Raw genomic sequence first — 22,004 nt, forward strand, 5'->3', positions numbered from 1 at the left:
AGGATCAAAATGCCCGAAAAAGTTGTCCTCCCAATGGACCAGTTTGACGGGTCAGGACCAAAGGCTCGGATTGCTTCCTCTATATTCTTGACGTTCTGCTCCGCGAGATCACTGAAGTTCAGCGGAACACTCATGCGCACGTACTCATAAGCAGCCTCTGAGAGACAGATGCCACCTGGATCTGCAAGGCTTTGCAGGCGAGCGGCGATATTTACGCCGTCTCCAAGCAGGTCGCCGTTCCGCACCATTACATCGCCGACGTGCACCCCGATCCGAAAACGCAGGGTATGTTCCTTGGGGAGATCTTGGTTCGCCTGAAAAAGTGCATGCTGCACGTCTATGGCACACTGAACGGCATCCACGGCACTGGGGAACTCGCCCAAAACACTTTCACCAGCGGCGTTCGCGATTCGTCCTCCGTGGTCTGCAATGAGACGGTCCATGATCTGACGGTGGGCAGTCAGGGTACGGAGCGTTCCAACCTCATCCAGGCTCATAAGGCGCGAATAACCAGCCACGTCAGCGGCAAAAATCGCCACCAGCCGTCGCTCAATCTTATGCTCCTGCGGACCCACTGGAACCCTCGGTGCAGTAGTTAGAGATCGGATTCTGCTCTGGGTTGGGTGTGGTGTCTAGCCGATGACCGATTAGATCTGAAAAGCCAAGCTTGGTCGGGAGCGTCGAGCAGCTTGCCGCATTCCAGAGGGTCCCTCTCACTGTTGGCCCCACAGATCCTCATGCTTCCCTCGATTGGCGACGACCTTCCGGGCAGACCGGGCTCTTCCTCAGGGACAGCCCGTAGGAACATCATCCCGGCCCTTGTCATTCAGTTCAATGCCGTGGGCCTTCACAGATCAGTACGTTTTACTGCCCGCGATTATTTGAACAGGGAAGGCTCATCATGAGTGCGAACGGACTCGATGTCTTCGACAAGACTCTTCAGATCACCCATATCTGGCTCAACGAGATTACTGAGCTCGTGGGGCCCGACAAGCAGGTTGCCTGGCATGTGCTGGGCGGAGTGCTGCGAGCCGTGCGCGATCGTATTCCGCTGGAGCTCGCCGTCCATCTCGGAGCAGAACTGCCGATTTTAGTGCGCGGAATTTACTACGATCAATGGCAGCCCGAGGTGCAACCCGAGCGCTATCGCTCCGAAGACGAGTTCCTCACGGGTGTTTCCGAGAACATCGGGCCCGTTCGGCCCGTCAATCCTCGTGATGCCGCACAAACCGTATTCAGTGTGCTGTCCCATCATGTTTCGGAAGGTCAGCTTGGAAAAGTGCGGGATGCCCTTCCCGAGGATGTCCGAGCGATTTGGATCCATGATCGCAGTTCGGGAGAACAGAATTACGATCCGACACTGCTACAGCCTGCCACGGCGCAGCCCTAGCAAGCCGCTAAGCTGCGGACATGACGGCTCAATACAGGAGTTCCTAACAGGTATTCCCGTGAAAGCAGAGTGGCACAACCGAGACGCGGCGGATTACGACTTGGGTCCGAGCGGGCGAGATTGCGGGCCCTGAAGAGAACACCTGGTTGAAGAGGAAACTCTCAATCATTCGACTAAGCGACACTACGGTCAGGGTTCTGCAGGCCTGGAGCCGTTGCAGAGTGATCGCTAGGCCTCTGCGATTAGTCGGGAGACACGGAGGGAGACTCGCCCAACAAGACGCTCGTCGTGGCGTAAAGGGGCGTCGAAGCGGCATCGTCTCATGACCTTGCATCCTGCGCGCCGCCGGCTTGCCGCCGTCACTCCATGGGCGGCAGGATCGGAGCGGAAGAGGGTGGCAAAGGGGTAAACGAGTCTGGGTTTGAAGCTGTGTTCACACGTGTGGAGACTAAGTTGGAATTCCGCGTCCACTATCTCCTGCCGAAGAACTGCGGCATGTCATCGGTAGTCGTCGAGGCCAGCACGCGCGAGGAGGCCGAATTCGTCGCTGCTGTCCAGTATGATTTCCCGTCAGGCACCAGGGTTCTTGACGCTAATCCGTACAACATCTTTGGGCTCGCCCCAACTGAGCCAAGGTTTGGTCTCTATTGGGAGGTTCGGAGACGGATCGAGCAGGGCTATTACGACGAGTGGCCCTTGGCGCCTGAGGAGCGCTCTCGTCGCAGGCGTCAGTTCTTCAAGGAAGTCGCCGGGATTTTCGGGACCAGGAAAGGGCACGAGCACCTGTTCGACACGGCGGAGCGGCTGGCGCGCCAGTTCCGGCTAGCCGGCAAGACAACCATTTCCGGCAACATCACCGCGATCGTGGACCAGCATCCTTTGATCAACCTGTTGGACTGGTATCAGCAGCTAAAGCTTGTTGCCGACAACGTGGCGAAAGCGCCGACCCGCAGGAATCCGAGGGAGGTGGTGACGCCGGTGGACAAACGCGTCGGCTCCCGCGTTCTCAGAGAAAACAGATAGCATTCTGGGGCGAAAACCAGAGGGGTTGTCGGCCGAAGCGTCCCGGTGCTTGTGAAAGGCGTTCAAGATCACCTGAAACTCTGCTCACGCTGGCGCGAAATCGCTGCTTACCATCCTCTGAAATCTGTGCTCACGATATGGTGGAATTAGTGATCAGAAGGATCGAGGATCGCACCCACGGAGGCGATCTTGTCGCCTGAATGGATCTCGGCGCTGGCCAACCTCATGACAGGCCTGGCGGCCGTCGTCGCCGGCTGGGCCGGGGTCCGCGGGCTCAATGCCTGGCGGACCGAGATGGTCGGCCGGCGCAAGACTGAGCTCGCCGAGGAGGTGCTAGCGGGGTTCTACCGGGCCAGGGACATCCTAACATGGGCGCGCTTTCCCGCCTCAGATGACAACGACGGTGGGGAGGATGATCGCCCTAGAACGGGACCGAAGGACGAGGAGCTTGAACGAGGCGAAATATTCACGCCCGTTGACCGCCTGACCAAGGAGAGCCAAGTGTTTTCCGAGCTCCAAGCGAGTCGGTACCGCTTCATGGCCTATTTTGGGGAGGAAGCCGCCCGGCCCTTCGAGGAGATTCGGGCCATTCACAGCGAGGTCATCGACTCGGCCCACAACCTGATCCGCACCTACGGCCAGGAGCCAACGGGCTCGGAGGAAGCGAGGCGCAACCAATGGGAAGCGGCGATTGGCTGGGGCGAAGGCGACGGTGACACTCTCAGGAGGCGGCTTGATCTGGCGGTGAAGGCCATTGAGCAGACTTGCCGACCCCTGATCGAGGAGCGCCATAGCACGCGCCGCAATGGTCCCGTTTGAGGCCTTTGGACATTTTCATAAGGGCCTGGCAATTGTGCCTGTGTGATTAGCTGGGGCAAGCTGGCGTTCATCAGCCTCGCGCTCTCTGCTCCCTTGTCGTGGGCGGCGGTACAGATGCATTTGAGAGAACGATGTGGATCTGAGCTACCGCCGCCGCGCCTTCACCAATTGCCGCGCCGACGCGCTTAACTGACCCCGCCCGAACATCACCGACCGCGAACACATTGGCGACTTCCGCTTCCAGCGCAAAGCGGCGTCTTGGGCCGCATTCTTCCATTATGCCGGTGGCCGGTAGAGCCGCACCTGTGCGAACAAAGCCGTTGGCGTCCAGGCCCACGCCGCAGCCCTTGAGCCAGCCCGTTGCGGGATCCGCGCCGATGAAGATGAAAACGTTGCGGATCGGCTTCTCCGTCTCCGCGCCGCTAACGCGGTTGCGCCACCAGACGTGCTAAAGCTGCCCCTCCGGCGAACCCGAGAGGGCGGTGATCTCGGTTTCGGTCAGCACTTCGATGTTGTCCGCAGCCGCAATCCTGTCGATCAGATATTGCGACATGCTCTCGGCCAGACTGGGCCCACGGACCAATATCCACACCTTCGCGGCAAAGTCCCTCAGAAACACCGCCGCTTGCCCGGCAGAGTTGCCGCCGCCCACAAGGGCAACCTCCTCGTTCCGGCACAGGCGCGCTTCAATGGGTGAGGCCCAGTACCACACGCCGCGCCCCTCGAACTCCTCCAGGCGAGGAATATCCGGCCGCCGATAACGGGCGCCCGAGGCTACAACCACCGTGGAGCCTTTGACTCGCCGGCCGTCAGCGAGTTGTATCCCATACGGCATTTGCGAGCAATCGAGGCCGACGGCTTCGGCCGGGATCACCATCTGGGCGCCAAATTTCTGCGCCTGGACGAAAGCCTGCGCCGTAAGCTCCCGGCCGGGGATGCCGGTGGGAAAGCCAAGATAGTTCTCGATCCGGGCGCTCTCGCCTGCTTGGCCGCCAAAAGCAACGGCATCCAGGACGATGACCGACAACCCCTCCGACGCGGCGTAAACTGCCGTCGAGAGACCAGCAGGCCCCGCTCCGATGATGGCAACGTCATAGGCTCGATCCGGCTCATCGACGGGCACCATGCCGAGCGCGTGCGCCAGAGCGCGCTCGGTCGGGTTCTTGAGAATTGTCCCCTTGGGACACACGGCGAGGGGTAGATCCTTCGTGTCCGGCGCATAGCTCTCGATGAGCGTCGCCGCGTCACGGTCGCGGGCGGGATCGAGCACCTGGCATGGATAGCCATTGCGGGCCATGAAGCCTTGCAGACGGACCACGTCGGGATGGGTTTCATGACCGATCAGGACCGGGCCGCCTGCACCCGTCTCAATCAGCACGACGCGCCTGAGAATGAGCGCCCGCATGATCCTGTCGCCCAGTGCGGGTTCGGCGATCATCAAGGCCCGTAGGTTTTCGGGCGGAATGAGCTGCGCCTCCACATCGTCAATGGCATGGACATCGACCAGCGCTGGCTGGCCTGACAACTGCCCCACCTCGGCGACGAAGTCGCCGGGTCCCAGCTCGACAATCGGGGACAGACGCCCCCAAGGGTCCCATTGGGCGACCCTGACCGAGCCGGTGATGAGGACGAACATGCCCGGAGCAACATCGCCGGTGACAAAGAGCTGCTCACCTGCCGCATGGCGTCGGATCTCGCCGAAGCGACGCAGGCGGCCGATGTCCGTAGTCCCAAATTTCGGAAACATCTGCTCGTTGCGGGGATCAATGGCTGCCATGGGAAACCTTGCTTTTTCGCAGTACGAGATGATCGGGCCGGGTGGCCGCACTGAAATTCAGGAGCTGCTCCGGCCTAGTCGGCAATCCCTCGGGCCTGATCCTGCTCGGTGGCATCCTTCCTGTCCTGGTCGCGCACGAGCCAATGGACCGAGCCGAGTGCCAGGATAGCCGCGGCCAGCCCGACGATGGTGAGCGGGTCGGTCTTGCTCGCATCCAGGATGATGAATTTACGCACCAGCGCCAGCAGGGCAATCAGCACCACTGTGCGCACCTGCACGATGCTTTCCTTGCGGTGAAGGATGCTGATGATCGAATGGTTGAACTCCAGGGCAATCAGCACCGTGAAGATCATGCCAAAGACCCCCTGGAACACGCCCGTCTCCGCCGGGTCGAGAAGCCCAGATAGCAGCAGCATGAGGATGCGGAAGCCCAGGTGGATCATTGCGGCCGCGATCACCAGCCCGATAAGGCTGGTTAGCACCAGCGAGACGACCTGCTCGAAACGCTCGTAGGTGCTCAGGATGGGCCAAGCCTCACGGGTCTCGCGAAGGGCGCGGTCCATGGCCCTCGCGGGCCGGCCGGTTCCCATCGTGGAGCGGGGATCGTCGCGCTCCGTCCGGGGGTGGTCTCCCTCGTCCGATAGTTGCCTCATGTGTGATCTGCCGGACTTAGGTGCTTGCGCCGCCGCGCGTGCTGCCCGGTGCGCCTCCTTGTCCTCACTCGGCGGCCGTCCTGCTGTCGCCGGCTCCGCGCTGGGCGTCCCGGTCCAGCTCGACCGCATCACGGTGGTCATCGGTCGCGCCCGCGGCCTTTGTCGCACCCTCTGCCTTGGGCTGCGGCTCCAGCACTACCCTCTGCTGGTCTCCGTCCCAACGTGCGCTCACCCGGTCACCTTCCTGAACCTCGTTTGCCAGCATTGCGCGGGCAAGCTGGGTCTCCAGCTCGGAGCGAATGAGGCGCCGCAGCTCGCGGGCTCCGAACTCCGGCCGGAAGCCGGCGGCCGCCAAGTGGTCGACAAGGCTGCCGTCGATATCAAGCTCGACGCCTTGGCCATGGGCGGTCCGCCTGACGCGCTCCAGCTGAAGCTCGACGATGGAGCGGATCTCGCTCCGCGCCAGGGCATGGAAGACGATGATCTCGTCGACGCGGTTGATGAACTCCGGCCGGAAGTGGCCGCGCAGCACGTCCATCAGCTCGCGCTTCAGACGGGCCTGATCGTCCTCGGCCGTGCCGCGCAGGTTGAGGTGGCGCTGGATGATGTCGGAGCCCAGGTTCGACGTGGCGATCAGGATCGTGTTGGTGAAGTCGACGACCCGTCCCTTGCCGTCGGTCAACCGCCCATCGTCGAACACCTGCAGCAGCACGTTGTAGACATCCGGATGGGCCTTCTCGATCTCGTCGAGAAGCACGACGGAATAGGGCCGCCGCCGCACGCGCTCGGTCAGCTGTCCGCCTTCCTCGTAGCCGACATACCCAGGAGGCGCACCGATGAGGCGGGCGACCGCGTGGCGTTCCATGTACTCCGACATGTCGAGGCGGATCATCGCGTCCTCCTCGCCGAAGACGGTTTCGGCAAGAGCCTTGGCGAGTTCCGTCTTGCCGACGCCGGTGGGGCCGAGGAACAGGAAGGTCGCGATGGGACGGCGCCCCTCCCGCAGGCCAGCGCGCGCCAGGCGCACGGCGTCGCTGACCGCCCTGACTGCCTCCTCCTGACCGATCACGCGCTGGTGCAGGCGCTCTTCCATCTTCACGAGGCGCTGGCGCTCCTCGGTTGTGAGTTCGTTGACCGGCACGCCGGTGAGCTTGGACACCACCTGTGCGATATGCTCTGTGCGCACCTCGGTCGAGGCCGAGCCGCGTTCACGCCGCCACCGTTCGTTTGCGCCCTGCAGATCCTTGTTGCGGGCATCGTGCCGGGCCTGGATTTCGGAGGCGCGGTCGAATTGCTTGCGGGAGGAGGCGTAGTCCTGCTCGCGCTTGAGCTGGCGCACCTCGGCCTCCATTTCCTGGACGTCCACAGGCCGGGCGGTTGCCGAGATCTTTACGCGCGCAGCGGCTTGGTCGATCAGGTCGATGGCCTTGTCAGGCAGGAAGCGCCCGGTGATGTAGCGGTCGGACAGTTCCGCCGCCGCGATGATGGCCTCGTCCGTGATCGTTACCTTGTGGTGTGCCTCCAGGGTATCCCGTAGACCGCGCAGGATCATGATGGTCTGGGCAACGGTCGGCTCGGGCACGAAGACCGGCTGGAAGCGGCGCTCCAGGGCGGCATCCTTTTCGATGTACTTCTGATACTCGTTGAGCGTCGTTGCGCCGATCAGGTTGAGCTCGCCGCGGGCAAGCGCCGGCTTGAACACGTTGGCGATGTCGAGCCCGCCTTCGCCGCCGCCCTGGCCGGCCCCCACGATGGTGTGGATCTCGTCGATGAACAGGACCAGCTCGTCCTCGCGCTCGGTGACCTCCTTGAGGATCTGCTGAACGCGTTCCTCAAACTCGCCCCGATACTTGGAGCCGGCCACCATGGAGTTGATGGACAGCTCCACGAGGCGCTTGTTGCGCAGGCTCTCCGGCACTTCGCCGCCAACGATGCGCTGGGCAAGACCCTCGACGATGGCTGTCTTGCCGACACCCGGCTCGCCGATGAGGACCGGGTTGTTCTTCTTGCGCCGGGCCAGCACCTCGATGGCGGTCTCGATCTCCTTGGCGCGGCCGATCACCGGATCGAGCTTGCCCTCGCGGGCGAGCTTAGTGAGATCGCGCGAGTATTTGTCGAGATTGGGCGTGTTGGTGGGCGTATCGACCCGTCCTTCCTCGGCGCCGCGGCCGACGACCTTGACGACCTGCTGGCGGATGGCCTGAGGGGTGAGGCCATAGCGGTTAAGGACATCGGGTCCGATGCCTTCCCCCTCCTCGGCCAAGCCGATGAGCAGGTGCTCGGGTCCGACATAGGAGTGGCCGAACTCGCCGGAGACGGAGAAGGCCCGGGAGAGAGCGCTCTTCACCCGGGGCGAGACGCCGATCTCGCCGCCTTCCTCTGGGTTGAAGTCGCCCCGGGGGCTTTCCTGGACGATCTGGTTGCGCAGGTCATCGAGCGAGACCTTGAACTGGTCGAGGATGGTGCGGACGACGTCACTTTCGGTCAGAGCGAGCAGGAGATGTTCGGTGTCGACCTCGCGGCGGCCGAAGTCGCCGGCCCGTCGTGCGGCTGATTGGAGGATCTCCTCAGCATGCTCGCTCAGACGGTCCGCCATGCCTGCTGCCGCGCCGCGGCCGCGGGTGCGTCCACGCCCGGACCGGACCGGAATGGGCGTGCCGCCATCCCCGGTGTCGGAAGGCTCATCGGCCAGTCTCCCCACGCTGCCGCGCGGGCTCTCGCCGACGACGTCGCCACCGAAGAAGTCGTCGAACAGGCTGCCGCGCCCGCCGAAGAGGGACTCCAGCGGCGAACTCGGCCGCTGCTGCCGCGCCAAACGCCGGTAATCGACGTCACAGAGCTCCATGGTCTCGCGCTGGCCGTTGCTGATCACCTGCGCTCGAACGGTCGCAGGCCGGACACCACAGATGTCACACAATCCGTCTGCCATGGCATGCCTCCATGCTGGCTATCCCACGTCGCGGACGGGCGTTCTGTCATTTCAGCAGACGCTCGCCGCGGCACACCGCTTCGGCGCGATTTGTGGAGGGTAACAGTTGCGAGGGCCTGTAAGCATACCGGTCGATCCCTGAGGGAAGGTACGTGGCTGGAACCAAACAGCGTGGGCCGACCTCGATCAGCCCACCCTTACATAACAGAGCAGCCGATGCAGGTGGTCAGTCGTCTTCCAGGTGGTAACTACGGCCCTGGATCGCATCAAAGCCCTTGGCGGTCAGTTCGACCGTCTCGGCGTCAGGGGTTATGAGAAAGCCTGCGTCCCTCAGCTCCGCGATGGCCACCGCGACCGCGGGGTCCGTGCCGAAGCGGTAATCGAGCGTGGTAATCATGATCCGGGCACCGGGCCGCCGGTGGGTCTCGCGAAACAGGTCCAGGATCTCGCAGGCGATCTCGCTGAGGTGCATTCGTCCGAATCCTTCTGGCTATGGTCACGGACAACGTGTCAGCCATTATCTGGCTCCGCTTGGTTCAGGGACCGTATCCGCGAGGACAGGCCCAAGTCTGTCCCGTCCGCGAGTTGGGCCGCCTCCTCAAGGGCATGGTTCCAGACCGCCCGTGCCTCCCTCGTGCGGCGAAGAAGGGCTGAGACGTCGACAGGGCCGGGATGCGTCCCGGTCCATGCTGGCGGATCGATGGCGGGGAACGACTCCAGGCTGGCTTCGTCCGCCGGGTCGCTGTCATCGGGTTTCGGTTCGTTGGTTTGCATGGTGCTCACCTTTCAATCCGCTGTCAGCTCTGCCGGGACAGAACCGACACCATCTCTCATCGACCGGTCCAGCCGTGTTGAGCCCTGATGCTGCACCGGTTGACCTTCAGGGCGAACGCCTCCATCGAAAGCGTGCCCGTGGTATCGATTTGGATTGATGCGTTTCGCAATCAAGAACCAAATGGGCTGCCGATGCATTGACGAAGCTGCATGCTCCAATCGGTCTTGTCCCCGGAGCGTCCGCGACCCTGACGCGGATGAACAGACCCCGGGTCCGGACCACAAGCTAAGGTATGCGTGGCCATGCGAGATCCGGCAGACTGGATGCTCTCGGAAGCAATTGAGGCGCTTGCCCGTGCCGAGCGCCTGCACCGACAGATGTTCCAACCGCCTTCGGCGATGCGCCGCGCAGCTTGGGAGCCCCCCATTGATGTGCTTGAGACCGAGCAGGAAGTTCTCATCCTCATTGCTCTGCCCGGCGTGGCGCCGGACCAGGTCGAGACGGTGATCGAGGACGGAACCCTCGTGGTCGCCGGCCGCCGCGTTCTGCCGCCGCAACTGCGCACCGCCGTGATCCACCGGCTGGAGCTGCCGCAGGGCCGGTTCGAGCGGCGCATCCCGCTGCCGCCAGGTCGGTATGACGCCGTCCGGCGTGCCGCCGGAGACGGATGTCTGGTTATCAGCCTCCGCAAAGCGCTTTGAGGAGCATCCGTCATGATCGTCTCACATGATATTCCGCGCGCGGCCGAGGACGGCACAAGCCCTGGTTCGGACAACTCCGCGAAGGCTCTTCCGCCGGATGGCCTTCTCATCGTACCCGTGCGCAACACGGTCCTGTTCCCAGGAACAGTGTTCCCCATTGCGCTCGGCCGTGAGCGCTCCATCGCCGCGGCCCAGCAGGCGGTGAGGGAGGAGCGTCAGATCGGCCTCCTGATGCAGCGGGACGCGGAGCAGGCCGACCCGGCCGCGGTTGATTTGCACAGAACCGGCACCGTCGCCAACATCCTGCGCTATGTGAATGCGCCTGACGGCACGCACCATGTCGTCCTCCAGGGCGAGCAGCGCTTCCGGGTCACCGAGTTCGTGAAGGAGCGGCCGTTCATCGTGGCGCGGGTTCTGCCGATTGAGGAGCCGGGAATCCTAACACCGGACATTGAGGCCCGCTTTCTTCACCTCCGGCAGCAGGCACTTGAGGCGCTGCAGCTCCTACCGCAGGTGCCACAGGAGCTTGTTGGAACTGTGCAGGCCGCCGCGACGCCTGGGACTTTGGCAGACCTCGTTGCGGCTTATCTCGATGTCGGTGCTGACCAGAAGCAGGAGCTTCTGGAAACCATTGATCTCACCGCGCGGCTCGATAAGGTCTCCCGCCTGCTGGCCGAACGGATCGAGGTCCTGCGCCTGACGCAGGAGATCGGCCGTCAGACCCGGGCCACCCTGGACGAACGTCAGCGCGAGGTAATCCTGCGCGAGCAGATGGCGGCGATTCAGCGCCAGCTGGGCGAAGGCGACGGGCGCGCCCAGGAGGTTCAGGAACTCACCGAGAAGATTGCGAAAGCCGCCATGCCGCCGGAGGTTGAGGAGCAGGCCCGCCGCGAGCTGCACCGCTATGAGCGCATGCCGGAGGGCGCCATGGAGGCCGGGATGATCCGGACCTACCTCGATTGGCTCGTCGAACTGCCTTGGGCCCTGCCCGAGGAGAAACCCATCGATATCGTGGAGGCGCGCCGCATTCTCGACGAGGACCATTTCGGGCTTGAGAAGATCAAGCAGCGCATCATCGAATATCTCGCCGTGCGCAAGCTCGCCCCGAACGGCAAGGCGCCGATCCTGTGCTTTGCTGGCCCGCCCGGCGTCGGCAAGACGTCCCTTGGGCAGTCGATTGCCCGCGCCATGGGGCGGCCCTTCATGCGGGTTAGCCTCGGCGGCGTCCACGACGAGGCGGAGATCCGCGGCCACAGGCGCACCTATGTGGGCGCTTTGCCGGGCAACATCATCCAGGCGATCAGGAAGGCTGGCGCACGCGATTGCGTGATGATGCTGGACGAAATCGACAAGATGGGACGCGGCGTCCAGGGGGATCCCTCCGCGGCCATGCTGGAGGTGCTCGATCCTGAGCAGAACGCCACCTTCCGCGACAACTATCTGGGCGTTCCGTTCGACCTCTCGCGCGTGGTGTTCATCGCCACCGCCAACATGCTCGACACCATTCCGGGTCCCCTGCGCGACCGCATGGAGATCATCACCCTGGCTGGCTACACTGAGGACGAGAAGCTTCAGATTGCCCGGCGCTACTTGGTTCGGCGCCAGCTGGAGGCGAACGGACTTAAGGCCGAGCAGGCCGAGATCAGCGACGAGGCCTTGCGTCGGATCATCCGGGATTACACCCGCGAGGCCGGCGTCCGGAACCTGGAGCGCGAGATCGGCCGGGCACTGCGCCACGCTGCCGTGCGGATCGCCGAGGGCAGCGCCGAGCACGTGCGCATCGACGCCGGGGATCTAGCCGCAATCCTCGGTCCGGTCCGCTTTGAGGACGAGGTGGCGATGCGTACCAGCGTGCCAGGGGTCGCCACAGGATTGGCGTGGACTCCGGTGGGCGGCGACATCCTGTTTATTGAGGCCAGCCGTGCTCCAGGCAAGGGCGGCCTTATTCTCACGGGGCAGCTCGGCGATGTTATGCGTGAGAGCGCACAGGCGGCGATGACCCTGGTGAAGAGCCGCGCCGCTTCATTCAGCATCGATCCCGCCCTGTTCGGGAAGAGCGACGTCCACATCCACGTTCCCGCGGGAGCCACTCCGAAGGATGGCCCAAGTGCGGGCGTGGCCATGTTCACGGCGCTGGTCTCGCTTCTGACGGGCCGAACGGTGCGCAGCGACACGGCCATGACGGGGGAGATCAGCCTGCGCGGGCTTGTCCTGCCGGTGGGCGGGATCAAGGAAAAGGTCACGGCGGCCGCGCGGGCGGGGCTCACCCGGGTGATGCTGCCGTCCCGCAATCGGCGCGACTTCGAGGACATCCCCGAGGATACGCGGGCCCGGCTTGAATTCATTTGGCTGGAGCGGGTCGACGAAGCCATCGCGTCTGCCCTGGAGGACAAGCCGACGAATGTGCCGGATGCTGCCGAGTAGCCGTGTCATGCCGGACATCAAGCCCCCTCCTGTGTTGACGCGCTTCAGGAGGGAGGCCACGCATGGCGAAAGCACGAAAGTTTTATTGTAGCCTGCTCCGATGATCGTTGCCTCAACGGGCGTGCCGACATCGACACCGTGATCCTGATCATGCGCCCGGGCCGGAAGGCTCAGGCCGTGAAGATCGCCGGGCCGTTGGCGTAGGTCAGCAATGCGGACCTCGTGCAAGCCGCAGCCCATTGGTCATCACTTTCCGACGCAGGAGCAAAATAGCGGGACCTCAGGAAGTTTCGTAAGGTCTGGAACTGGCACACAGCGGACGAAGAGCAAATGTCTGAACGTGCGCGGGGAGCGGACCTTTATACCGCGGTCCTTTACGGCTGCCTTTGGGTCACACGCACACAATGGGACAACGGATCGGTTTCGAAATGAAGAGCACTGACGTTCATTCAAACCTTCAGTGGGAATGATCAGTTTTCAAAACTGCTAGCTGGCCTCGTGTATGTGTTCTGTGTTCTCAAGAGAAAACCGAATCAAGAGGTAGATGGAGCGAGTGGCTATGGACGATGAGGATGAGATAGCCAAAGAGCTTCGGACCTACGTTGATCAACTTCGTCCATTCCAGGGCGCTCGATCAACCAAGAGGATCCATCGGGATCGTGATGAACTTGATGATGTGGAACGAACGCTGACCGCTGCTGGGATCCAGTTCATTGACCTACGGCACAGAGGCAACCAGGACCCGCCCGATTGCGAGGCCATTATCCGAGGAGTCCGCTGCGGCATTGAGGTGACCGAATTAGTTCACGAACGGGCGTTGAGGGCTTCGATTAAGTCGATCAAGACCAAGAAAGGTTTTATGCACCACCACGAGTGGACCCGTGAGGAGTTTCTAACTGAGCTTCGCGGGAGGATCGAAGAGAAGGACAATCCAACAGACCTCAAGGATGGTCCTTACAAGCGTTATTTCCTCGTGATCTGGACGGGCGAAATGCACCTCACCAAAGAAGCGATTCGGGATTTTCTAGAAGGGGTGAGCTTCGCATGTTCTCTTATTAAAGATGCTTTCATTGCACTTGATTACCACCCCGGTTCAGCGGACCGATATCCGGCCATACCTATCAGCATCGTGAAAAGAGCGGCCAAACCTGAGCAGTAGGTATTCAGTTCGCCTGTGACTGCTCTGGCGTCGATCGTCGAAGCACCCGCCTCCGAAACGTCGAGAACGCCAACTGGCAACCACAACGACATCGTAAGTATCAAAACGAGCGGATCCAACGCCAAGCTTTAACTGGAAACCAGAGCTACGCTTCGCTGTTGGGGCCGCCTCGCGATGCATGCTGAGTTTCCTAGCTATTTCAGCGATTTGTGGGGGAGTTGTGGCGGAGAGGGGAGGTCCGAACTCCGACACAGTTGTCCGCAATTCGGACAGGATACGAGATTCAGAGATTCTGTCGCCAGTGAGGCGATCTCTAAGAACTAATCATTCTCGGAACTACTAAGAGCGGATGTCACATAATTTCACAGCGGCCAAGTAGAGGTTGCTTAGCATCAACTCTCTTGTTTGATCGCCATCGACAGTGCAGACCCTCCTCCAGCAGCATGAGGTGCATTCCCGCCTATGGTTAACAAACCGAATGCAACTGAGGGTAGCTTATAATCGCCAGTCCGGTACAAATGTGGGCTGGATTGAGGGCTATTAATTTATAAAAGGGCTGAATTCTCAGATTTTCAGTTACTTACTCTGATAAAATGGCGGAGGGAGCGTCCGCCATACTAGTGTCCAGCCAAAATCAGTCGCATCCAAGAAAGCCATTTGATACAAGGGATGTACGCCGACAAGTATCTTACTGTGTCCAACATCATCCGCTACAATCCAGCCTCAGAGGTGGGGAAGAAGGTGGGGAAGGGTTGAACAAATGGCACGACAGCTGCACACGTTGAGCGCCCGGACCGTCGCAACACTGACAAAGCCGGGGCGGCACTCTGACGGCGGTGGGCTCTATCTGAACATCACCGCGAGTGGGGCCCGCTCGTGGGTGTTCATGTGGAAGGCCGACGGCAAGCGGCGGGAGATGGGGCTCGGTGCCTTGAGGGACGTGCCGCTCGCGAAAGCCCGCGAGCGAGCTGCCGAAGCCCGTCAGAAGCTGGCGGACGGGGTGGACCCCATCGCGGCACGGGACAATAAGCCCCAGGTGCTGACCTTTGGTGAGGCTGCGGACGCTCTGATTGAGAGCATGTCTTCCTCCTGGCGCAATGAGAAGCACCATGCTCAGTGGAAGATGACCCTCACCGTCTACTGTGAACCCCTCCGAGCCAAGCCGGTGACGGAAATTGGCACTGAGGATGTGCTGAAGGTTCTGAAGCCGCTGTGGACCACCAAGGCCGAAACGGCCTCCCGCCTGCGGGGGCGCATCGAGCGGGTGTTCGACTTCGCTCGGGCACGAGGTCAGGGATCTGGCGAGAACCCGGCGCGGTGGCGAGGCCATCTTGAGGCTGTTCTGCCGAAACGGGCCAAGCTTACACGCGGGCACCACAAAGCGATGCCCTTCGACGAGGTGCCTGAGTTCCTGGTGGCGCTGCGGGAGCGAGAAGGCATAGCAGCCCGTGCTCTGGAGTTTGCCATTCTCACGGCAGCCCGGTCCGGGGAGGTGTTCGGAGCTTTATGGGACGAGGTTGACCTTGAGGCGCGTGTCTGGACGGTGCCTGCCGCTCGCATGAAGGCTGGCCGAGAGCATCGGGTACCACTCTCAGCCCGAGCAGTCGAGATCCTGCGGGAGATGGAGCAGAAGAGGCTGAGCAACCTCGTCTTCCCCGGCATAAAGCCTAAGCGCCCCCTCTCCACCATGGCTTTGGAGATGGTTTTGCGCCGGATGAAGGTTGATGTGACCGTGCATGGTTTTCGCAGCGCCTTCCGCGATTGGGCGGGCGAACGAACCCACTTCCCAAGAGAAGTGGCTGAGGCTGCTCTGGCTCACCTTGTGGGCGATGCAGTCGAGCGTGCGTACAGGCGCGGCGATGCCTTGGAGAAGCGTCGTAAGCTGATGGATGCTTGGTCTAGCTTCCTTGAGCAGCAATTCCAGAGCAACATCGTGGATCTGACATCCGCCGCGCGAGCGCCAGTAACGTAGCGCTCCTGAATGCGTTCAGCGTGTGAATAAAAGGCCGTTCGCTGTGGATTGCGAGTGTTAACTGGATATTCATCATCTCGTGTCCACCCAGCAACCTTTAGGACACCTGTTGCGGTCTAAGGTCGTCTTAAGCGAATCAAGGGGGTTCGCTGCGGACCGGCCTTCCGCGCGAAAGGCTAAGCGGAGAAAGTGCGTGACCGCTTCCGCCGGGATATCCCCCACAGGACGAAAGCCGTTGAGAATTACGCAGCAATCCTTACAGATATTCATTGTCCGATACGGACTCAATTGATCCGTTGAGGATTGAACTCTCACCCGGGAGTTCAGCGACGTGGAACAAAAAGAGCTGCCCCCCAACTCCAATCAAGGGGCAGCCCTGTAGGCCGAAGCCTGTGCTCTTCCAGAGCAGGTCAAAGCCTACTGGGTGCTTGCGAGCTGAGTCAATCGAATCTCTCGTGAGCCCCGCCCGTCGTTTCCATCACAACCCACTGATGAAAGGACGCAGGCCCATGGTTTTGCGAAGTGTTGACTCACGCCTGAAGACCGACTTTTCGACAGCTCCACAACTTCCGGCCGCCGGCTTTGTCCGACTCCCCGGGATCCTTGCCCCGAACGGGCCAATCCCCGTCAGCAAGTCCACCTGGTGGGCAGGCATCAAGGACGGGCGCTATCCCAAGCCGGTGAAACTCGGCCCGCGCATCACCGCATGGCGCGTGGAGGACATCCGCGCCCTCATCGCTGGTGCTGCAAACGAGCGCTGATGTCCGAAGCTGATAGCTTCTGAACCAATCCCGTTCATGACCGTGCAAGAGAAAGCCCCGCACAAGTGGGTCTTGCACGGGGCAACAAGGTAATTTGCAATGAAGAGAATACCCGAGCGGCGCTTGCGTCGCAACGAGAACCTGTGCCCGCTTCCGCTCTTCGCCTGGGCAGCATCGCAGCCTCTCCGCTCCCATCCTCGTGTGGTGAAGAGTCTCTCGACGCGGTTTGGACTGTCTCCAGCGCTAGCGCTGACCGTTGCAGAGCTGGCAGGCTTCAGGACGGAGGCGCACAATGTCTAATGACGTCGTCGAACTCCTCGTGCAGCGCCTCGATACCGGCGAGATGTTGCGCTTGAGAGGGCGCGAAGCCTGGACGCTAGCCTGTCTCATGGAAGTGCGTGAGCGTGGGGTCATTCCAGTGGAGCAACCAGCCCCGCGTTGGTCCGCATACGTACACTCGCTGCGGAAGCGCGGGCTTGTCATCGACACCATCGATGAGCCCCACGCTGGTCCATATTCCGGGACGCACGGCCGCTACATCCTTCACACGCCATTGCGGGCACTTAAGACTGTTTCTGCCGAGGAGAAACGCTGTGCGGCCTGACAGGTCACGCTCCCATAGCGTTCCCGGACTCTGAGAAGCCCAGCAGCCGGGGTCTTGTCTCGGCTGCACCTTCCCTTCATCAACCTTCAAAACGGGCGTCCTTGAGCCTCTCAGGGGCGCTGCGAGGCACTTCATGCCCAGACGTCACAACCACAAGGGCCGAAGCACAACAGAGCGCTTCGTGTCTCTTCCCTACTATATGCTCCGTTCGCCTGCATGGCGTTCACTCTCGCCGGTCGCGCGTTGCGTCTTTCTCGAACTGGCGGCCACCTACAACGGCGGCAACAATGGCCGTCTCGCTCTTTCAACCCGCGACGCTGCCGAGCGGGTGCGATGCTCGAAGGACACCGCTGCACGAGCGTTCTTTGAGCTGACGGACAAGGGCTTCATTGCCTGCTGCTCACGCGGCCACTTCGACCGCAAGAGCCCTCATGCGAGCGAGTACAGGCTGACGCTCTACACCTGCGACCGTACGGGCGAGAAAGCCTCGAAAGCCTTCATGCGCTGGCACGCGGACGAGCTCAAATCCGTAGCCGGTCCGATGAGAGGGACAGCCGGTCTCACTACAGGGACAGTAACGGCTCTCACGAAAGAAAATTACCGCTCACGGTCCGATGAGAAGGACCGACGAGCCTCTTTTGAGCAATCCAGCGGTCCGACCACAGGGACACATATAATCTACCAGAGGGGCAGAGCATGACAGAGAAGACGCGGAAGACATCGGCACACGCACTCCAGATGAGGGAGCCGCCTCATGAACTGGAGCAGAACGCCATCGCGGCCGCTGCCGAACGGGTGGCGGCTCGGCCCAAGCCTGTGAAGGTCAGCATGAAAGCTGATTTGGTTGACGGAACGATTAAGACCGAAATGGGCTCGCCTCACGACAACCATGAAGGCTGGAGGATCCGCCTCATGGATGCATTGGGCAGCCGCTCGTCTGAGTTCGCTCACGTGGAAGTCGAGCGAATACTCGGAGCATTGGTGCCGCTCGGGGGCGCTCCGACTGAAGCGCAACTCAACGCAGTTCTGGCTGTCATAAATGGTGCGCAGCCTCGGGATGAGATTGAGGCCATGCTGGCGACCCAAATGGCGGTGACGCATGCCCTCGCGATGGACCTAATCGGGCGAACCAAACAGTCCCCTACAGTGCCCTATATGGAGACGTGCGGAAATCTCGCGACCAAGTTGCAGCGGACTTTCGTGGCCCAGGTGGAGACCCTCGCAAAGCTCAGGCGCGGTGGCGAGCAGAAGGTCACCGTCGAGCATGTGCATGTGCATGCAGGCGGGCAAGCCATCGTCGGTACGGTGACACGGGACGCCTCTGGCGGGGGTGGGGAGTCGCAGAATAATGGCTGACAACCCCATGCACCCAGCCGAAGAGCCTTCATCCTTGCGCGATGCCCCGCGATGCGGAGCCCGGACCCGCTCTGGTGTGCCTTGTCGCTCCCCGGCGATGCCAAACGGGCGCTGCCGCATGCATGGGGGTGCCTCTCCCGGTGCGCCTTCCGGCAAGAACAATGGCAACTACAAGCACGGGCAGTTCACCCGTGAGGCCGTCGAGGCGCGTCGCCAGATGCGAGCCCTTATTGCTTACCTAAGGGCATTCTTGAGCCACTAAACAAGATTAGCCTGAGGGAGCTTTGGGCCCCCTCTCGATCCGCAGACGGCTATAATCACTTGGCTTGTGTGCCAGAGCGGTTGCCTCCAATCGCTCCTTATCCAGGCGGGGAGAGGCTGAGAAAACGTGCTCGTCTCGGCCTCTCCCTCGCCAAACATTCGTGAGCATCACGCGCCGGCTGAGGTCTGTTGCGGATGGAATTAACCGAATAGTTGGCGCGGCGTCCCGTAAGGCGGCGGGTTTTCACGCTCACACGAGGATGATAATTTTCCTTCCGTGGGCAGGATGAAGCTCAAAAATCGCGATTTGTCTGAATGCGAGCGGAGGCTCGGGACGGCTGACGCTCCTTTCGTTCAGCAAGAAGACAGAACGGTACGGACCGTTCTGCTTGCTCTCGTCATTGTTGCGGTGGTCGTTCTCGCTTGGGTGGCTGTCTATCTGCTCGATCTGAAATGGATGCCGCAAGGCATCAACAAGCGGCCGCTTGAACTGCACTCTTCCCGGTTCTGGCGGGACAACTCCTCAACTCCGAAGTGATTGCAGTTCCGCGGGAGCCCGCGGGCAGTCGCCCAATTAAATGTGAGGAAAAGACCGGTCGGAGCCGTTCCATGCAGAGGATTACGTGAAATTGCGCAGGCTTCCTTTGTGAAACACCAAGGGTATGAATCCTTGCACCTCGGCGAACTCCTACAAGCGGCTATGTAGCTCGCAGTATGAAGGCAGCTTGATCCCCCCGATGGCGGTTGTTCAACTCCTCAGCTTTCCTATTGAGAGCAGCTATCTGCTCCGGCGGCATCGCTGTTTTATCAACTGCGTAAGAACGGGGGTCACGAGACAAAGAAATGCCTTGTCTGTACTGCTCGCTACCCCAGAATTGCAGGGCAGTTGAGTCGTCGATTACCTGTTCTAAGACGAAGCCAGAATGATCAGCAGCCACTTTCATCCCTTCACGGGACGGAATAACGATGTGACGAGGCGCGTCGAGTTGAACCCAGTTGGGCCCATAGAGGTCAAACGCCTCTGAACTACAAGTCGGTATCCTGACTAAGCAGACACCGCCAGGATTGAGGAGACGCCGGGCCCCCTGCAAGGAGTCAAGCGGGTTAGGAACATGTTCAAGAGAGTGGTGGAACATCACCACATCAAACCTCTCGCTAACATCACTCACATACCTTTTGAAAACTTTCGCGCCATGTGGTGTGATCAGGTCAGCAGTGATGAAGGGGTCTACCCCTGTTAGATGCTGAAATCCCAGATACGCGAGATGATCGAGTAGGCTGCCATTGCCGCAGCCCACGTCGAGGATACGGTGACTCTGGTTAATGCCAATCTGCTGGCATATCCGGATTGTACCCTTCGCCGGGCGGGCTCGGATCATGAGCGAACCGATTAACATAGTATCGCCAACTGCGGCTCGATCCCGTTGCGTCAGTAGGAACGTCTTGAGAGGTGTACCGTAGCCTTTGAACCCACCTTCAAACGAGTAGTAGTCCGAGGGATAATGTTGCGCGAGAACGTCGGCAGGGGGGATCTGAGTAATCTGTAATGTGCCACAAGCCGAACACTGGAAGTAGTCGAAAGCTTCGCGCGTTCCAAACATCATTTCTTTGACTGTGAGGTGCTTATGAGCACCTTGATGGGCACACAGGCGGCAGCTTAACATGGGCGGGATTTTCCTTAAGCGCGATGCAAGGCTATCTCAATCGCTTGGAGAGAGAGTGCTTTATATTCCGACACACCAAAGCCTGGGAAGACCGATCCAAGTTAGCAATTAGGCGCTTGCTCATTGGACCGAGTACTGTCCTTCCCTCAACTGCCCCGGCTCTGCCGAATGCCCTGCAACAGCCGATGCAAAGCCGCTTCAAGTTGAGGGTCTGGCTGAGAGTCTTCTGGAGGGAGGCCGATTTCCTTCGCTATCGGGCTCATAAATACTGCCCTCTCCGAGGGTTTCCTGTCTTTGGGCCCGTTAGCATGGGAATCCATTACAGTTCTTGCCGCTTGCACAAACAGAGGCTGATGAGTGAGCGCTTTGCATTCTAGTCACCCATCGTCTGTATAGGGCAGCGGCGGGATCACGGATGGTCCTTGGTGTGAGAAGGCGCGTGAGGCTCTATTGGATGAAAACCTCTGAGGCTTGGCCTGACGATAGATGGCTGGAGACGAGTTGGACCTGTTTCGACGAGGACAAACCGGATCGGGAGAGCAGTAGCCGCTGGCACACCTACATCGGCAACGTTCATCAGGAGCCCCATGGGCCACAAGCGGGCACATGGGCGTGGAGCCTCACCGCCACCCTGCCCGGCCCAGCGCTTCCATTCTCGAGAAGCGGCAGGGAGGCCAAGCGAAAGGATGCCGGCCGGCGCCTGACTGAAGCCTATGAGCGGATGCTGCGGTTCTATGGCAGAAGTTGAGTCCGTAAACGCTCGTTCTGCTAAATCGCGGCTCTAAGCGCCTGTGTAACGACAAGATCTACAATGCGAGTAGTCCGCTCTGGTTTCCCCGAAAAGGAAACTTTGCAGAGTTGGAAGGACAAGCTTCATGTAAACGGTTACTCATAGGACAATGAGTGACCTTGATCGTGAAGTGCGTAAGAAGCTGCAAAAGCTGGAGAGCATTGAGGCCCGGCTGTCGCAGCACGAAAAGACCACCCGTCTGGGCTTGATCTGGCTGACCATCCTGGCATTCTCCGTGCTTGTCCTCTTCGGCTACCATATCGTCTATCTGTAGGCGTCGGGCTCTCAGAGCCGTTTCCAGGTCCGCTATCCTCTCGTTCCGTGGCTGCCTTAAACTGGGGTTAAGAGTATGTCTGTCTAACCTTGCCCGAGATGCCTCACCTGCAACGAGGCACCAATGGCTCAGGGGCACAATGAGGCAGATATGGCGCTGAATCATCAGCGACAGGATCCGGCAGACCGCTTGGCTCGGGAGACCCGAGTTGGCTGGCCCACTCTGGCCGCCATTCTCATCCTCATCGTCGCTGGGACAGCGATAGTCGCCTATCTCTTACTAGGCAATGGTGGCGCGCCCTGATGTCTCCCCCAGCGGTGGCGGCGGCCAATCGGGGATAGTTCCCAAGCGGACTTCCTTGGCTGCGCGACAACGGTCTCGCTCTGGAGTAGAGTAGCTGGAGTAGCGTTTCCGACGCTCTTGCGAGCGCCGCCAGCCCATCATAAGGGAGAGCGGCCTATGTCTCTCAAGCCTGTCCTCTATGCGGTCCTGCTCCTCATCGGCTATGAGCCTTCCACCGACGCCCACGACATCTACACGCCTCTGAGGGACAAAGCCGGAAGGAATTGCTGCGATGACGGGGATTGTCGCCCTGCGCTGTACCGAGTGAGGCCAACCGGGGTGCAGATGTTCGTCGAGGGAAAGTGGATCTGGGTGCCAGACCACACGATC

The 22,004-nt window shown here is 61.0% G+C and carries 21 protein-coding genes and 1 pseudogene; 15 read left to right on the forward strand and 7 right to left on the reverse strand.

The genetic code is table 11. The features are described from left to right. A partial coding sequence (locus tag KBI52_RS08085; protein WP_210806618.1) for an adenylate/guanylate cyclase domain-containing protein occupies positions 1-575 on the reverse strand: 575 nt, incomplete at its 3' end. Between the two features lie 326 nt (positions 576-901). Between KBI52_RS08085 and KBI52_RS08090 the strand changes: the two genes are divergently transcribed. From KBI52_RS08090 to KBI52_RS08100, 3 genes are all read left to right on the forward strand, one after another. After that, the gene (locus KBI52_RS08090) at positions 902-1,390 is read left to right on the forward strand and encodes a DUF2267 domain-containing protein (protein WP_210806620.1); all 489 of its coding nucleotides are present in this window, start codon (positions 902-904) and stop codon (positions 1,388-1,390) included. 453 nt (positions 1,391-1,843) lie between these two features. Continuing rightward, positions 1,844-2,413 (forward strand): hypothetical protein, encoded by a 570-nt coding sequence (locus KBI52_RS08095; protein WP_210806622.1) that lies wholly within the window; start codon positions 1,844-1,846, stop codon positions 2,411-2,413. 189 nt (positions 2,414-2,602) lie between these two features. Continuing rightward, positions 2,603-3,232, forward strand: a complete 630-nt coding sequence (locus KBI52_RS08100; protein ID WP_210806624.1) for a hypothetical protein — start codon at positions 2,603-2,605, stop codon at positions 3,230-3,232. 70 nt (positions 3,233-3,302) lie between these two features. On the opposite strand, the pseudogene KBI52_RS08105 reads toward KBI52_RS08100, so the two are convergent. From KBI52_RS08105 to KBI52_RS08125, 5 genes and pseudogenes are all read right to left on the reverse strand, one after another. Further along, a pseudogene (locus tag KBI52_RS08105) lies at positions 3,303-5,009 on the reverse strand (FAD-dependent oxidoreductase). 74 nt (positions 5,010-5,083) lie between these two features. After that, a complete protein-coding gene (locus KBI52_RS08110; RefSeq protein ID WP_371823137.1) occupies positions 5,084-5,599 on the reverse strand; it encodes a phosphate-starvation-inducible PsiE family protein in 516 nt (171 codons plus the stop codon). A gap of 127 nt (positions 5,600-5,726) precedes the next feature. Further along, entirely contained in the window at positions 5,727-8,591 is a 2,865-nt protein-coding gene (locus KBI52_RS08115; RefSeq protein ID WP_210806626.1) for an ATP-dependent Clp protease ATP-binding subunit, read from the reverse strand. A gap of 226 nt (positions 8,592-8,817) precedes the next feature. Continuing rightward, positions 8,818-9,063, reverse strand: a complete 246-nt coding sequence (locus KBI52_RS08120; protein WP_173947668.1) for a hypothetical protein — start codon at positions 9,061-9,063, stop codon at positions 8,818-8,820. Between the two features lie 38 nt (positions 9,064-9,101). Then, positions 9,102-9,365, reverse strand: coding sequence for a hypothetical protein (locus KBI52_RS08125; protein WP_210806628.1), 264 nt, complete (start codon positions 9,363-9,365; stop codon positions 9,102-9,104). 297 nt (positions 9,366-9,662) lie between these two features. Between KBI52_RS08125 and KBI52_RS08130 the strand changes: the two genes are divergently transcribed. From KBI52_RS08130 to KBI52_RS08165, 10 genes are all read left to right on the forward strand, one after another. Next, on the forward strand, positions 9,663-10,067 hold the full coding sequence (locus tag KBI52_RS08130; RefSeq protein WP_173947669.1) for an Hsp20/alpha crystallin family protein: 405 nt from the start codon (positions 9,663-9,665) through the stop codon (positions 10,065-10,067). Between the two features lie 12 nt (positions 10,068-10,079). Beyond that, positions 10,080-12,491, forward strand: coding sequence for an endopeptidase La (gene lon, locus KBI52_RS08135; protein ID WP_210806630.1), 2,412 nt, complete (start codon positions 10,080-10,082; stop codon positions 12,489-12,491). Positions 12,492-13,050: 559 nt separating this feature from the next. Further along, positions 13,051-13,650, forward strand: a complete 600-nt coding sequence (locus KBI52_RS08140; RefSeq protein ID WP_210806632.1) for a hypothetical protein — start codon at positions 13,051-13,053, stop codon at positions 13,648-13,650. Positions 13,651-14,410: 760 nt separating this feature from the next. After that, the gene (locus KBI52_RS08145; protein WP_210806635.1) at positions 14,411-15,622 is read left to right on the forward strand and encodes a site-specific integrase; all 1,212 of its coding nucleotides are present in this window, start codon (positions 14,411-14,413) and stop codon (positions 15,620-15,622) included. Between the two features lie 509 nt (positions 15,623-16,131). Beyond that, on the forward strand, positions 16,132-16,383 hold the full coding sequence (locus tag KBI52_RS08150) for an AlpA family transcriptional regulator (protein ID WP_210806637.1): 252 nt from the start codon (positions 16,132-16,134) through the stop codon (positions 16,381-16,383). Positions 16,384-16,726: 343 nt separating this feature from the next. Further along, positions 16,727-16,987 (forward strand): hypothetical protein, encoded by a 261-nt coding sequence (locus tag KBI52_RS34010; protein ID WP_371823138.1) that lies wholly within the window; start codon positions 16,727-16,729, stop codon positions 16,985-16,987. Positions 16,988-17,120: 133 nt separating this feature from the next. Continuing rightward, positions 17,121-17,687: a hypothetical protein gene (locus KBI52_RS08155; RefSeq protein WP_210806639.1), complete on the forward strand. Its 567-nt coding sequence runs from the start codon at positions 17,121-17,123 to the stop codon at positions 17,685-17,687. After that, positions 17,684-18,343 (forward strand): hypothetical protein, encoded by a 660-nt coding sequence (locus tag KBI52_RS08160; protein WP_210806641.1) that lies wholly within the window; start codon positions 17,684-17,686, stop codon positions 18,341-18,343. The genes KBI52_RS08155 and KBI52_RS08160 overlap by 4 nt, the downstream gene beginning before the upstream one ends. Positions 18,344-18,350: 7 nt before the next feature. Further along, positions 18,351-18,605, forward strand: coding sequence for an HGGxSTG domain-containing protein (locus KBI52_RS33660; RefSeq protein WP_305797884.1), 255 nt, complete (start codon positions 18,351-18,353; stop codon positions 18,603-18,605). 285 nt (positions 18,606-18,890) lie between these two features. After that, a complete protein-coding gene (locus tag KBI52_RS08165) occupies positions 18,891-19,142 on the forward strand; it encodes a hypothetical protein (protein WP_210806643.1) in 252 nt (83 codons plus the stop codon). 160 nt (positions 19,143-19,302) lie between these two features. Here KBI52_RS08165 and KBI52_RS08170 read toward each other — a convergent pair whose 3' ends face one another. Next, entirely contained in the window at positions 19,303-20,268 is a 966-nt protein-coding gene (locus KBI52_RS08170) for a class I SAM-dependent methyltransferase (protein ID WP_210806645.1), read from the reverse strand. Positions 20,269-21,188: 920 nt separating this feature from the next. Here KBI52_RS08170 and KBI52_RS08175 point away from each other — a divergent pair. Both KBI52_RS08175 and KBI52_RS08180 read left to right on the forward strand, forming a co-directional pair. Then, on the forward strand, positions 21,189-21,332 hold the full coding sequence (locus tag KBI52_RS08175) for a hypothetical protein (RefSeq protein ID WP_210806647.1): 144 nt from the start codon (positions 21,189-21,191) through the stop codon (positions 21,330-21,332). Positions 21,333-21,791: 459 nt separating this feature from the next. Further along, the coding region (locus KBI52_RS08180) for a hypothetical protein (protein ID WP_210806649.1) at positions 21,792-22,004 on the forward strand (213 nt) is incomplete at its 3' end.

Origin of the sequence: Microvirga sp. HBU67558 (genome assembly GCF_018069605.1) — a bacterium.
Lineage (GTDB): Bacteria > Pseudomonadota > Alphaproteobacteria > Rhizobiales > Beijerinckiaceae > Microvirga > Microvirga terrae.

Bases quoted from the DNA above. Each gene is read 5' to 3' on its own strand.
- KBI52_RS08090 (WP_210806620.1), top strand. From the start codon at position 902: ATGAGTGCGAACGGACTCGATGTCTTCGACAAGACTCTTCAGATCACC.
- KBI52_RS08110 (WP_371823137.1), bottom strand. From the start codon at position 5,599: ATGGGAACCGGCCGGCCCGCGAGGGCCATGGACCGCGCCCTTCGCGAG.
- KBI52_RS08115 (WP_210806626.1), bottom strand. From the start codon at position 8,591: ATGGCAGACGGATTGTGTGACATCTGTGGTGTCCGGCCTGCGACCGTT.
- KBI52_RS08120 (WP_173947668.1), bottom strand. From the start codon at position 9,063: ATGCACCTCAGCGAGATCGCCTGCGAGATCCTGGACCTGTTTCGCGAG.
- KBI52_RS08125 (WP_210806628.1), bottom strand. From the start codon at position 9,365: ATGCAAACCAACGAACCGAAACCCGATGACAGCGACCCGGCGGACGAA.
- lon (WP_210806630.1), top strand. From the start codon at position 10,080: ATGATCGTCTCACATGATATTCCGCGCGCGGCCGAGGACGGCACAAGC.
- KBI52_RS08140 (WP_210806632.1), top strand. From the start codon at position 13,051: ATGGACGATGAGGATGAGATAGCCAAAGAGCTTCGGACCTACGTTGAT.
- KBI52_RS08145 (WP_210806635.1), top strand. From the start codon at position 14,411: ATGGCACGACAGCTGCACACGTTGAGCGCCCGGACCGTCGCAACACTG.
- KBI52_RS08150 (WP_210806637.1), top strand. From the start codon at position 16,132: ATGGTTTTGCGAAGTGTTGACTCACGCCTGAAGACCGACTTTTCGACA.
- KBI52_RS34010 (WP_371823138.1), top strand. From the start codon at position 16,727: ATGTTGCGCTTGAGAGGGCGCGAAGCCTGGACGCTAGCCTGTCTCATG.
- KBI52_RS08155 (WP_210806639.1), top strand. From the start codon at position 17,121: ATGCCCAGACGTCACAACCACAAGGGCCGAAGCACAACAGAGCGCTTC.
- KBI52_RS08160 (WP_210806641.1), top strand. From the start codon at position 17,684: ATGACAGAGAAGACGCGGAAGACATCGGCACACGCACTCCAGATGAGG.
- KBI52_RS33660 (WP_305797884.1), top strand. From the start codon at position 18,351: ATGCACCCAGCCGAAGAGCCTTCATCCTTGCGCGATGCCCCGCGATGC.
- KBI52_RS08165 (WP_210806643.1), top strand. From the start codon at position 18,891: ATGAAGCTCAAAAATCGCGATTTGTCTGAATGCGAGCGGAGGCTCGGG.
- KBI52_RS08170 (WP_210806645.1), bottom strand. From the start codon at position 20,268: ATGTTAAGCTGCCGCCTGTGTGCCCATCAAGGTGCTCATAAGCACCTC.